At 70.3% G+C, this 12317-nt stretch carries 11 protein-coding genes; 4 read left to right on the top strand and 7 right to left on the bottom strand.

Annotated elements, in window-relative coordinates; all coding sequences use genetic code 11:
• Positions 1-60: 60 nt before the first annotated feature.
• The 5 genes from NR798_RS09785 to NR798_RS09765 all read right to left on the bottom strand — a co-directional run bounded on the left by NR798_RS09785 (position 61) and on the right by NR798_RS09765 (position 4190).
• Positions 61-918, bottom strand: coding sequence for an alpha/beta hydrolase (locus NR798_RS09785; RefSeq protein WP_375771179.1), 858 nt, complete (start codon positions 916-918; stop codon positions 61-63).
• Positions 915-1568, bottom strand: a complete 654-nt coding sequence (locus NR798_RS09780; RefSeq protein WP_375771178.1) for a hypothetical protein — start codon at positions 1566-1568, stop codon at positions 915-917. The genes NR798_RS09785 and NR798_RS09780 overlap by 4 nt, the downstream gene beginning before the upstream one ends.
• Positions 1569-1620: 52 nt before the next feature.
• Positions 1621-2232 carry a TIGR02265 family protein gene (locus NR798_RS09775; protein WP_375771177.1) on the bottom strand — a complete coding sequence of 204 codons (612 nt, stop codon included), beginning with the start codon at positions 2230-2232 and terminating at the stop codon, positions 1621-1623.
• Positions 2233-2382: 150 nt separating this feature from the next.
• Positions 2383-2907: a hypothetical protein gene (locus tag NR798_RS09770; RefSeq protein WP_375771176.1), complete on the bottom strand. Its 525-nt coding sequence runs from the start codon at positions 2905-2907 to the stop codon at positions 2383-2385.
• The gene (locus NR798_RS09765; RefSeq protein ID WP_375771175.1) at positions 2904-4190 is read right to left on the bottom strand and encodes a hypothetical protein; all 1287 of its coding nucleotides are present in this window, start codon (positions 4188-4190) and stop codon (positions 2904-2906) included. The genes NR798_RS09770 and NR798_RS09765 overlap by 4 nt, the downstream gene beginning before the upstream one ends.
• 70 nt (positions 4191-4260) lie before the next feature.
• On the opposite strand from NR798_RS09765, the gene NR798_RS09760 reads away from it, so the two are divergent.
• Complete coding sequence (locus NR798_RS09760; protein WP_375771174.1) at positions 4261-4875, top strand: gluconate 2-dehydrogenase subunit 3 family protein; 615 nt, start codon at positions 4261-4263, stop codon at positions 4873-4875.
• On the top strand, positions 4872-6554 hold the full coding sequence (locus NR798_RS09755) for a GMC family oxidoreductase (protein ID WP_375771173.1): 1683 nt from the start codon (positions 4872-4874) through the stop codon (positions 6552-6554). Before NR798_RS09760 ends, NR798_RS09755 begins: the two co-directional genes overlap by 4 nt.
• A gap of 5 nt (positions 6555-6559) precedes the next feature.
• Here NR798_RS09755 and NR798_RS09750 read toward each other — a convergent pair whose 3' ends face one another.
• Positions 6560-8971 (bottom strand): protein kinase, encoded by a 2412-nt coding sequence (locus NR798_RS09750; RefSeq protein WP_375771172.1) that lies wholly within the window; start codon positions 8969-8971, stop codon positions 6560-6562.
• Positions 8972-9109: 138 nt separating this feature from the next.
• On the opposite strand from NR798_RS09750, the gene NR798_RS09745 reads away from it, so the two are divergent.
• On the top strand, positions 9110-10444 hold the full coding sequence (locus NR798_RS09745; RefSeq protein WP_375771171.1) for an amidohydrolase: 1335 nt from the start codon (positions 9110-9112) through the stop codon (positions 10442-10444).
• A 19-nt stretch (positions 10445-10463) separates the two neighbouring features.
• Here NR798_RS09745 and NR798_RS09740 read toward each other — a convergent pair whose 3' ends face one another.
• The gene (locus tag NR798_RS09740; protein WP_375771170.1) at positions 10464-11138 is read right to left on the bottom strand and encodes a hypothetical protein; all 675 of its coding nucleotides are present in this window, start codon (positions 11136-11138) and stop codon (positions 10464-10466) included.
• Positions 11139-11504: 366 nt separating this feature from the next.
• On the opposite strand from NR798_RS09740, the gene NR798_RS09735 reads away from it, so the two are divergent.
• Positions 11505-12314: a hypothetical protein gene (locus NR798_RS09735; protein ID WP_375771169.1), complete on the top strand. Its 810-nt coding sequence runs from the start codon at positions 11505-11507 to the stop codon at positions 12312-12314.
• Positions 12315-12317 lie beyond the last annotated feature (3 nt).

Genomic DNA, 12317 nt, shown 5'->3' with positions numbered 1-12317 from the left:
CGAGCAATGCACGACTATCGCCTTGATGACGCGGTGTGCTCTGGAATTGTGGAGTGCCGCTCAGGGGTGGATGTGCGTTGTCTCCAGAAAGGTGCCCAAGGTGCGCGCGTAGTCCACACCCAGGCGCTGGGGCACGGTGTCGTGGTCCGCGCCGTCCACGAGCACGAGCTGCTTGGGCTCCCGGGCCACGGAGTAGAGGTGCTCGGAGAACTCGGGGCGGATGAAGTCGTCGGCGGTGCCGTGCAGCAGCAGCAGGGGCACCCCCTGGAGCGAGCGCACCCGGCCCTCGGTGTCCCAGCTTCCCTCGGCGAAGAAGCCGGCGGGCAGGTCCATGTTGCTGGAGTCGCGCACCAGCCCCTGCACGGAGCTGAAGGGAGACTCGAGCACGAGGGCCGCGGGCGGCACGTGGGCCGCGAGCTGGGTGGCCACCGCCGAGCCGAAGGAGCGCCCGTAATAGACGATGCGGTCCGCGGGCACGCCCGCCCGCGCGGAGAGCCACGCGAGCGCCGCCCGGCTGTCGTCGAGCAGGCCCGGCTCGGTGGGCTCCAGGTCGGTGGAGGTCCCCCAGCCGCGGTAGTCGAAGACGAGCACGTCATAGCCAAGGTTGGCCAATCCCTTGGGCCGGGAGATGTGCTGGTTCAGGTTGCAACAAATGCCATGAAAATAAAGGACGTAGGCGCGGGGCGGCTGCTGTGTGGCTTTCACATACGCGGCCCCCAGCCGCACCTGGCCGTCCACCACGAGCTCCACCGGCTCTATCTGCTCCGGCAGCACCGTCTCCTCGGGCGTCTCGCCCTCGGCGGGCAGCGTGTAGTGGTCCACGCGCTTGCGGCTATAGAGGAAGGGGTCCAGGTCGTAGCAGGCCCCCACGCCCACGACCGCGCTCAACAGCCCGACTGCCAGCAGACGGCGGCTCATTCCTCCTCCCCTCCGAAGCGGTAGCGCACACCCAGCAAGGCCCCCAGCGCGCCCATGCCGCCAGGCCCCTGCCAGTCCGCCGCGTTGAAGCGGGTGGCGTAATCCGGCTGGTACCAGCGCAGCTCCAGCTGCACCCCCCACGAGGCCAGGCGCACCTCCTCGCCCACCGCCAGCGACAACAGGGGCGGCCCGCCCGCCAGCTGCACCAGGCCGGTGGCCGAGGCATAGGAGAGGAAGCGCCCGCCCAGCAGGTAGCTGACGGTGGGCGACACCTCGAGGTAGGCGCGCGGAGGCGCCTGCCGCGAGGCGAGCACGCTGGTGAAGCCGTAGAGGCGTCCGCCCAGGGAGAGGGCCGGCACGGCGCCATCCTGCGCGAGCGCCAGCCAACTGCCGCCCACGTCCAGGCCCGCCACCCCGAAGGAGAGCGAGGTGAGGTGCACATGGGCCGCCACGTCGGCGCGCTCGGCCACGCCATAGCGGGCTCCCACGGCGCTCAGCGGCACGGGAATCACGGGCCCCACGCGCACGAGGGGTCCACCGATGGCGCCCTCCACCTGCAAGGCGCCTCGCGGCACCGGGCGCACCTGGGTGGTCAACCCGCATCCCGTGGCGAGCAGTGCGGGCAACAGCAGCAGCAGGACGGTTCTCATCACGTCCTGCCCCATAGCGGAAGTGGGGCCGGGTTGCCCAGCCCCCACCCCTTCACTCCCAGGTCACCTCGTACTCGTTGTCGGTGGGGCTCAGCGAGCGCGAGGTCACCTTGGCGCCCTTCACCTTCGCCACATCGCACATCGCCTGCAGCCCGCCCTCGGTGTGCTGGCGGGGCATCACCTCGTGCTTGACGAGGATGCCACTGCGCGGCCCCGTCAGCGTCACCTTGAGCTCCACGTGCTTGGAGGCCGTCTGCATGCCCGTGGGGATGTTGCTCAGCAGCCGCCTCGGGTCCCCCTGCGCCATCATGATGAGCACCTTGCCCGCCGCGGACGCGTAGAAGGACTTCCCTCCCTCGTAGCCAATCTCCCACATCGCCCGCTCGAAGCTGCCGAACCTGGCGGTCAGCCGCTGCGCCGACGCGTAGAGCAGCTTGATGTACGAGTGGTGGGCATAGTTGAAGAAGTCCAGGAAGCGCGCCTCACCACACACGTCCAGGCACTCCTTGACGGCCTCATCCCCCTCCAGCCGCTGCACCAGATCCAGCAGGCTGTTGTGGAAGAGCCCTCGCATGAGGTCGTCCGGCGAAATCAGGGAAAGACGCCACTTCAGCTCCTCCTCCGTACCGAGCTGCAACGGCTGAGTGATGACGGGCGTGTTCATGAACTCCCTTCCGACACCAGTAGGCGAGGTTACGGACATAAGGGTAACCCGGTACGGAGGGCGAAGGTAGAGGTGAGAGGCGCCCCGCGGGGGCTTTCGCCAGGGCTCGCACACCCGCAGAGAAGGTCCCCACACCCCGAGAGAGCGGATTCACTGGCGCGGCTCGGGCCCGAAGCCTCCATCCAGCGCCAGGGCCGCGAAGCGCCCGCTCAGGGTACGGCCCGCGCCGTAGCCCTCGCCCTTCTGGAAGGACAGGGAGAAGTCCCCGCGCGTCGGCTCGCCCGGAGTGCCGCCCTCGTCCAACACCAGGTCCCCCTTCTCCACCGGCGCGAGGACGCGCACCGGCTCGCCCGCCGCCAGGTGCACCACCGTGGCCCGCGCGTGCCCCGCCGGAGTCTCCCCCGCCAGGTCCACCTTCTGCCCCGGCTTCAGCGCCAGCCCCGTCGTGTCCACGCTCAGCCGCACCACCAGGTCCACGTCGGTGGCAGTGCTGCGGTAGTAGCTCACCTGCAGCGCCTCGGCGTTGCGCTGCACCTCCACCCGCGACACCTCCAGGGGGAACAGGTCCCCCACGCTGCCCGCCAGCGAGTTGTCCCCCCCGCAGCCCACCAGCCCCGCCCCCACCAGCGCGCCGGACAGCCCCACCGCCACCACCACCCGCGTCACTCCCCTCACGGCTCCACCGCCAGCTTCACCCCTCCCGTGTCCGGCGCGCGGTACACCACCACCCGCTTGCCCGTGGACAGGAAGGCCAGCTTCGCCCCCCACCCGCCCGCGGCGTCCACCAGCACGTCCTGCCAGTTGCTCCCGATGAGCGCGGCCACCCGCAGCTCGTCCACGCGCGCATCGCAGCCCTGCTCGTTGGCGCTCGTGCTGTTGGAGCAGATGTAGAAGGCGATGTGCGGCTCGTGCAGCGCCGGGTCGAACGCCAGCGACGGGTACCAGCCGCCCGCTCCCGACTGGAACACCGGATCCGGCTCCGACCAGCTCACGCCATCCTTCGAGGCGGTGTAGGTGAGCTTGTTGCTCGTGCGGTCCACCACCGCCACGGCGTAGCCCACCTCGCTGTCCCACCCGAGGCTCGCGCCGAGCTGCGTGTCGGAGACCGTCTGGACCTGCAGCGGCGCCGTCCAGGTGCCATCCGCCTTGCGCCGCTGGAAGAGGACGTTGTGGCCCCGCGCGTCCGCGCCGTCCGTCACCTGGTCGTGCACCAGCGCCGGCAGCCTGCCCGCGCCGAGCACCATCGAGATGTGGCCGCCATAACCCGACTTGGTGTCGGCCGACATGGCCACCATCCGGGGCGTCCAGCTCGTCGGGCCCCCTTCGGCCACCTCGAGGTCGCTGCCCTCCCAGTCCTGCTTGCCGAACTGGCCGTTGTGGCCATCGCGGAACGCGACATACGCCTTCGCGCCGTCGAAGACGATGGCGGGGTTGAGGCCCACCAGGAAGCCCGAGTCCGCCAGGGTATTGCCCGTCACGGCGTAGTTGCTCCGGGTGGCCGGGATGCGCCGCGTCCAGCTGCCGGGCGTGCCGCGGTAGGCCACCACCAGGTCGCTCTGGAACCAGTAGGTGGACTCGTCGCTCCCGCCGCCGAGGTAGCTCACCGCCGCCTTGCCCGCCGAGTCGTACGCCACCGACACGCCGCTCACCCGCTGCACGGTGTCGATGACCTCGGGCTGCGAGGCCTCGCCCTTGTTCCACTCGAGGAAGCGCAGCTGGTAGTCCGCCGTGTCCCCCACGCGGCTGTAGTAGGCAACGCCCACCACGTCCCCGGGCCCCACCGCGATCGCGAGCGGCTGCAGCTCCCTGGCCGTCGCGTCGAGGACGGAGCGGCTGAAGGGGGACAGCTCGTTGAGCTTGTCGGTGTTGTCCTCCTCCGTGCCCGCGTCGGGGCGGCGCGTCTCGGGGGTACACGCCAGCGCGAGCGCGAGGCCCAGCGCCCATCCGTGCCGTCTCATGCAGCGTCTCCTTGGTTGCGAACCGAGCAAGACACCCATCCTATGCCAGCTGGGCTAGGCTGGGGCGCCCATGGACCGGCGCTCCTTCCTCCAGCGGCTGACCTTCTTCGGCGGCGGCGTGGTGCTGCTCGGCAGTGGTGCCTGTAGCAGGTGCGGCGCCCCCGCCGGCCCCTCCGAGCCCCAGGCCACCGCGCCGTCCGAGCCGCCCCACCTCACCTTCACCCGGGCCGAGTACGCCGTGGTGGCTGCGGCCTGCGAGCGCGTCCTGCCGCGCGACGAGGACCCCGGTGCCCAGGACGCGGGCGTGCCCGTCTACATCGACCGCATGCTCCAGACGCCGGAGCTCACGCGGATGCGCCAGGACTTCATCCAGGGGGTGGCCGCGCTGGAGCGGCGCTCGCTGCGGATGTTCCAGGTGGGCTTCGCCCAGGCCACGCCCGCGCAACAGGACGAGCTGCTCGCCCTCTTCAAGGACAGCCCGGGCGGCAGCGGCGAGGCGCACTTCTTCGAGCTGCTGATGGTGCTGACGCTGGAGGGCTTCCTCGGAGACCCGTCCTACGGCGGCAACCAGGCGCAGGTGGGCTGGAAGCTGGTGGGCTTCGACACGGTGGGCACGGTGGCCTCTGCCCCGCCCGAGGGCCATGACGGCACGAGGTGCCTGCACACCTGCGGGAGACAGCCGTGACGAAGGAGCCGGTGGACGTCTGCATCATCGGCAGCGGCGCGGGCGGCGCGCCCATGGCGCTGGAGCTGGCGCGCGCGGGCTTCAAGGTGGTGGTGCTGGAGAAGGGGCCGCACTACCAGCCCAGGGACTTCATCCACGATGAGATCCTCAACAGCCGCCGCAACTTCTTCATGCCGCTGCCCTGGGAGGAGCCGCACCTGGTGCGCCAGGGCACGGGGGGCCGCTACGAGCGCACCAACTCCGCGTGGACGGCCAACTGCGTCGGCGGCGGCACGGTGCACATGAGCGGCTACTTCTACCGGCTCAAGCCGGTGGACTTCCGGCTGCGCTCGACGCTGGGAGCGGTGAAGGGGAGCACGCTCGCGGACTGGCCCATCTCCTACGAGGAGCTGGCGCCCTTCTACGACAAGGCGGAGGCGGAGCTGGGCGTGTCCGGCGAGGCCGTGCCCCACCCCTTCGCCGAGCCGCGCAGTGGACCGTACCCGCTGCCGCCCCTGGACGTGCACCCCATGGCGCGGGAGCTGGATCGGGTGTGCGGGGAGATGGGCTGGCACGCCCTTCCCACGGCGCGCGGCATCATCAGCCGTCCGTACCGGGGCCGCGCGGCCTGTGCCTACTGCGCGCTGTGCGGCAGCTACGGCTGCGAGATGGGAGCCAAGAGCAGCACCCATGCGAGCCTCATTCCCGCCGCGCTGGCCACGGGCAACGTGGAGCTGCGCCCGCGGTGCATGGCGCGCTCGGTGGAGGTGGACAAGCAGGGCCGGGCGCGCAGCGTGGTGTACCTGGACGCCGAGGGGGTGGAGCAGGAGCAACCGGCGAAGGTGGTGGTGGTGTCCTGCACGGCGGTGGAGAGCGCGCGGCTGCTGCTCAACTCGGTGTCCAACCGCTTCCCCCGGGGGCTGGCCAACGGCAGCGGGCTGGTGGGCCGCAACCTCCTCTTCAGCTCGTTCGGTGAGTCGCGCGCCACCTTCCGGGTGTCGAAGCAGCGGGCGGCGAGGCCGTGGCTGACGGACCCGTCACCCTTCGTGAACCGGAGCGTGCAGGACTTCTACCTGATGCCGGACGAGCGCTTCGGCTTCCGCAAGGGCGGGACGTTGGGCTTCATGTGGACACACCCCAACCCCATCTTCGCGGCGGTGGAACTGGCGGGCAGCGGCAAGGACGGCGTCTTCGGCAAGGCGCTGAAGGACCGGATGCGGGCGTACCGGGACTCGCGCATCCTCCAGTTCGAGGTGTACGGCGAGTTCCTCCCCACCCCAGGCACGTACGTGACGGTGGAGCCCTCGGTGAAGGACAAGTACGGCCTTCCGGTGGCGGCCATCACCATGGACCGGCACCCCATGGACTTCACCGCCACGCGCTTTCTCGTGGAGCGGGGCGAGGAGATCCTCCTGCGCCTGGACCCGGACGACATGCAGCGGGTGGGCATCGCCGGAGAGACGACCATCCTGCAGCACGGCACGTGCCGCTTCGGGAACGACCCGGCCACCTCGGTGCTGGACCGCGAGTGCCGGGCCCACGAGGTGCCCAACCTCTACGTGGTGGACGGCAGCTTCATGCCCACCGCGGGCAGCGTGCCCTCGACGCTCACCATCGTGGCCAACAGCTTCCGCGTGGCGCACGGCCTCGTGGCGCGGATGAAGCGCGACGGGGCCGCTCCGGCAGCACCTCGAGACTGATCAGCTCACGCGTGCCAGATGGCCTCGACGCGGGCGCGCACCTGGCGCCGCCCGTCGGCGAAGCTCGGCAACGCCCGCAGCGGCACGAGCGCCGGGCAGCGGTCTATCCACTCCAGGTCGATGAGCGCCGTCTCCGCGGCCTTGCGGAAGTACCCCAGCGCCAGCTCCGTCCTGCCACAGAGGCACAGGACCTCGGTGGCGAGCTGGCACAGCAGGGAGGCGAAGCGCGGGCTGCTCGTCTGGGAGAGCGACTCCTCGATCATGCGGATCAGCTCGAGCACGTCCATCTCGCCCAGCACCGCGCTGGCATAGCGGCTGACCATGGTGGCGATGTAGTCCGGATCCGAGGCCGCCTCGGCCTTGCTGCGCCGCAGCTCCTCCACGTCCCGCGTCCACCCGGCGACGCGCACGCGCAGCGACTCCGTCGCGGTCCGGTGCATCGGCGACGCGGTCAGCCGCTCCACCGCCCAGCGGTATTCCTCCATCTGTCCACGCAACGCGCTGCAGCGGGCGAGCTCGAACAGCGCCGACACCAGGGTGGGCGACAAATCGTAGGCCAGGCGCAACCGCACGAGTCCCTCGTCCGCGCGGCCCGCCTCGCACTGCAGGCTGCCCAGGTACTGCAGCGTCGGAGCATGGCAGGGGGCGATGTCCAGGGCCGTGCGCAGGGACATCACCGCCGTGCGCCAGTCATCCGACTGGGCGGCGAGCATCGCCCGGGCCAGATGCGTGGTGGCCTGCTCCGGCGCCAGACGCAGGGCCCGCTCGACGCTGGCGCGCGCGGTGGCGGCGAAGTCCCGCTGGCCATCCTTCATGCCCATGAACAACGCGCGCAGGCTCGCGATGGCATGGAGCGCCACGGCCGGCAGGAAGTCCGGCGCCAGCTCCAGGCACGACTCGAGCAGCGCCATGGGGCCTCCGTCGTGCCCTCCCCGGAAGGCTCCGTGCAGCTGGGCATCCGCCTGGCGGTACAGCGCTACCGCCTCGGGCGGGGTGCTCGCGCGCCAGGCCGAGAGGACCGCCTCGCCCCGCAGCTCCTCGGCGATGCGCGGCACCAGCCGGTCCTGCAGCTCGAAGGCGTCGGTGGAGGCGTACTCGAACCGGCCGCTCCAGACCTGGGTGCCGGACTGCGACTCCAGCAACCGGACGGAGACGCGCACCGCCGGACCCGCGCTCTGCACCGTCCCATCCACGACCAGCTCCACCCCGAGCTCGCGCCCCACGGTGCGCGGGTCACGCTCGTTGCGGAAGCGCGCCGTCACCCCGCTGCCGGGCACGCGCAGCCCGCGCACCCGGGACAGCTGGTCGATGAGGGCCTCGGTCAGCGAGTCCCCGAGGTGCTCGGAATCCCGCGGGCCCTGGAAGCGCATCGGCAGGATGGCCACGCCCTGCTTGGGCACCGGCGTGGTGGTCCGGGGCGTGTTGCGCGTGGTGAAGGTTGGCGTGCCAGGCACGGGCGTGTACCCCCCCGTCACCGGCCCCGGGGTGGAGGGGCCCGACAGGGTGGGCTCCCCCACGCTGACGAGCCAGTCCCGCAGCACTCCAGCCACCTCGAGCGCGCTCGCCGGCCGCTCCTCGGGAGCACGGCCGAGGCAGCGGTGCACCAGCTCGGCGAGGGGCGGGGGAATGGTGGCGCGCTGCCGCAGGTCCGGCGGGGACTGGCGCAGGCGGGCCATGGCGGCGGCCCAGGGCGTGTCCCCGGAGAAAGGCACCTCACCGGTGAGCAGCTCGTAGAGCAGCAGCCCCACCGCGTAGAGGTCCGCGCGCGCATCCACCGGTTCGCCGGACACCTGCTCGGGCGCCATGTACATGGGCGTGCCCACGGTGCCCATGGTGCGCGAGGCGGCCTCCCCCGCCACCGCCCGGGCGATGCCGAAGTCGGTGAGGACGACGCGCCCCCCGGACTCGACGAGGATGTTGGCCGGCTTGAGGTCGCGGTGCACCACCCCGGCGGCATGGGCCGCGGCCAGCCCCTCGCAGATGGCCAGGGCGATGCGGGCGGCGCGGGACGCGGCCAGCGGGCGCTCGCGGGCGAGCAGGGCGCGCAGGTCCTCCCCCTCGACGAACTCCATGGTGAGGAAGGCCTGGCCCTCGTGGGTGCCCAGGTCATGCATCCGCGCCACATGGGGGTGGGTGATGCGGCGGGCGAGGCGGACCTCGCGGGTGAAGCGCTCGATGGCGTCCGGGCCGGCGTCCTTGCCGAGCTCCAGCGTCTTGAGGGCCACCACGTCGCCCACCAGGCTGTCACGCGCCTGGTACACCGTGCCCATACCGCCCCGGCCGAGCATGCGCACGAGCGCATAGCGTCCGGCGAAGAGCGGCCCGGACGAGGACTCCTGGGAGGAGGCGGCGGGGCGGATGACGGTGTTGTCGCCCCCATCGAGGGCGGAATCAGGGGGCGGGGATTTCTCGGGCACGGCGGCCGCAATCTAACCCGGGCCTCCCCTGCCCGCCATTCACGCCGGGTACAAAACCCGGGCCGCGTGCATACTCTCGGGCCCGCGAATATCCGCGACCGCCGGGGGCCTGACGCACCGGGACAAGAGGGGCCCTCGATGACGGACACCTGCATCCGCGATTGTCATGCGCTCGTACCGGACGCGAGCGGCGCGCTCACCATCGCTCGCAACCAGGACATCCTGGTGCGCGGCAACCGCATCGCGGAGCTCCGTCCCACCGGGGGCCCCGTGGAGCCGGGCGTCACCGTGCTCGAGGGGCAGCGGATGCTCGCCATGCCCGGGCTCATCAACACCCATGCCCACGTCCCCATGGTGCTCTTCCGCGGCCTGGCCGAGGACGTGCCCATCGAGCGCTGGTTCAACGAGTTCATCTGGCCCCTGGAGAGCAACCTCACCGAGGCGGATGTCTACTGGGGCGCGCAACTGGGCCTGCTCGAGATGATCGAAGGGGGCGTCACCACGGTGGCGGACCACTACTTCCACATGGACCGGGTGGCCCAGGCGGTGGAGGAGGCCGGCACCCGGGCGCACCTGGGGTGGGCCGTGTTCGGCAGCAACGGCTACAAGGTGCTCGCGGAGACCGCCGCCTTCGCCGAGCGCTGGAGGGGCGGCGCCGGTGGCCGCATCACCACCTGCATGGCGCCGCATGCGCCCTACACCTGCGATGACGGCTTCCTGCGCGCCTCCGCCGGGCACGCCAACCGGCTCGGAATCGGCATCCACATCCACGCCGCCGAGGAGATGAACCAGACGACCGCCAGCCTGGAGAAGCGAGGGCTGACGCCCATCCAGGTGCTCAAGGACACCGGGGTGCTCGGCGTGCCCGCGCTCATCGCGCACGGCTGCGGCCTGCTGCCCCAGGATATTGAACTGCTCGAGAAACATCGCGACCACGTGGGGATTGCCCACGCGCCCAAGACGTATCTCAAGCTGGCGATGGGAATGACGCCCATCCGCGCCTTGCGCAAGGCCGGAGTCGCGGTGGGCCTGGCGACGGATGGAGCGGTCAGCAACAACACGCTCGACATCTTCGAGAGCCTGCGCCTCATGGCCATGATGCAGAAGCACGAGGCGATGGACCCCGAGGTGCTGCCCATTCCCGAGGCGCTCGACATCGCCACGCGGGGCAGCGCGGCCGCGCTGGGGATGGGAGACCGGATTGGGAAGCTCGCGCCCGGCTACCAGGCGGACCTCATCCTCGTGGACACGAGGGGTGCGCACTGGCAGCCGCCCCACAACCTCGCCGCCGGGCTGGTGTACAGCGCCCGCGCCAGCGACGTTCACACCGTCATGGTGGATGGCCGCGTCATCATGCGGGAGCGCCGCCACCTCACGCTCGACAAGGAGCGCATCCTCAACGAGGTGGCGAGCACCATGGAACGCATGGCCAGACGCGTGCCCGAGTCACGCATCCAGAGCTACAAGCCGTGAGGTAGCGAGCGGCTTGACGTCACCCCACCGCGCGCACGGGCTGGGGCTGGAAGCCATCCAGGAGCGCTTCCATGAGCCGCTCCACCTGCGCCAACGGCACGCCCTGAATGGTGAGGAGCGTCTCGCCCCCCTGGATGGTCGTCTTGAGCTGCACACGGCCACCCTGGGCGAAATGCCGCGAGAAGCTGTCCCGCATGAACTGGATGCGGGCGGCGTCCGTCGCGGGCATGGTGGCACGGGACGGCTTGCGCTTGTGCTTCGCCGCCTGCCTCAGCTCCTCCAGGCTGCACTCGGCGAAGGACTTCTGCTCCACCGTCCCGCCCTCCCCTGGCACGTCGATGGGCGTGAGGCCCGGGTCTCCGGCCATGGGCTGGATGTCCGCCTCCTTCGCGTAGGCGCGCAGCGTGTAGAGCTTCATCACGCCGTGCGTCCTGCACGCCTCCTCGGAGAACTCCCGGGCCACGGCACCGTACCGGGACAGGGTGGACTGCGAGAGTTCCTGGATGTGCTCGTTGAAGTACACCAGGGCGCTGTCGTACTTCTTCGCCTCCGCCAGCTTGTTGTCCACGACGTAGTTGTAGAGGCGGCCGATGTTGTAGTGCCCGGCGTTGCCCTCCTTCAGGTGGGCGAGGATGGCATCCCGCACCTGCTCGAGCGTCAACGTGAGAAGCTTGCTGCTTGCGTTCGTTTCCATGATTCCCCCCAAAAATGGAGAAGAGGTGAAGAGGCCGCGGGTCACCACGGCCGACCGGGCACATGGCACTTACCGGGCCAGGGGAATGGCTCCGTGAAATCGCCTATTTGCATGAGGGGTACTCGCAGAAGGGTCCCAGTTCCCGGAGAAAACCGTCCACGCGGCGGGACTCCTCGCATTCCGCTTGTCACCGGTGACAAGTGAAACGGAGCGGTCGCATTCCGCTTGTCACCGGTGACAAGTGAAACGGAGCGGTCGCATTCCGCTTGTCACCGGTGACAAGTGAAACGGAGCGGTCGCATTCCGCTTGTCACCGGTGACAAGTGAAACGAAGCGGTCGCCTCGCCGGAGGTGTACAACGGCGGAATGAAGGAAAAGAAGACCTGGAAGGGCGGACGCCTGGGACCGTTCCACCTCGGCAAGCGGTACAAGAACGTGGGGGGGAACCTGGGCCGTCTCTACGCGGCGCACAATACCGACACGGGCAACGCGGCCCTGGTCGTGATGCCCGAAGCACGCACGGACTCGGAGCCCGGGGAGTCCTGGAGCGTCCGCGCCACCTCACAGGCCGAGCCTCCCTACTTCGCGCTGGAGGTAGAACAGGCGCCCACCTCGGGCCGACTGCCAGATTTGTCCAACATGCTCGACCTCCTCACTTCCGCCGTGGAGCGATTGGAGAAGAACGAGGAGGCCCGAGCCTATCTGACGGGCGGCGCGGTGAGTGCCTGGAAGCGGTGGGTGGGGCGCATGAAGCGGCTGCTGCGCTCACGCCGCGGACTCCTGATCGCGGGCCTCTCCGCGCTCGCCCTCGGAGCGCTCCTGTTGCCACTCTTCTCGGGAGATTCTCAAGGACCCGATAGCGAGGCACGGGCCAGTGCCGGCGTCGGCGCATTGGCGGTGGCCGAGATCCAGGCACCCGTGCTGGTGGACCTCGACCCCTCGGGCGTACCAGCCATCACCTATCCGCTGCCCGTCAGGCCTTTCAGTGATCAGGCCAAGGCCCCCTGCTTTCCCAAGTCGGGCGAGGTGGAGATCAACGGCGGATGCTGGGTAGCACTCGAGAAGCGCCCGCCCTGCTATGAGAATCAGGCCGAGCACCAGGGCAAGTGTTACATGCCGGTCTCGGAGAAATCCCACCAGAAGAAGCGACGCGAGCCGCACTCCGTGCAACCGTGACCG

The sequence above is a fragment of the Archangium gephyra genome, from assembly GCF_042230915.1.
Lineage (GTDB): Bacteria > Myxococcota > Myxococcia > Myxococcales > Myxococcaceae > Archangium > Archangium gephyra_B.
Note: the sequence above shows the minus strand (reverse complement) of the source record. Positions and strands in the feature narration are given on the sequence as shown.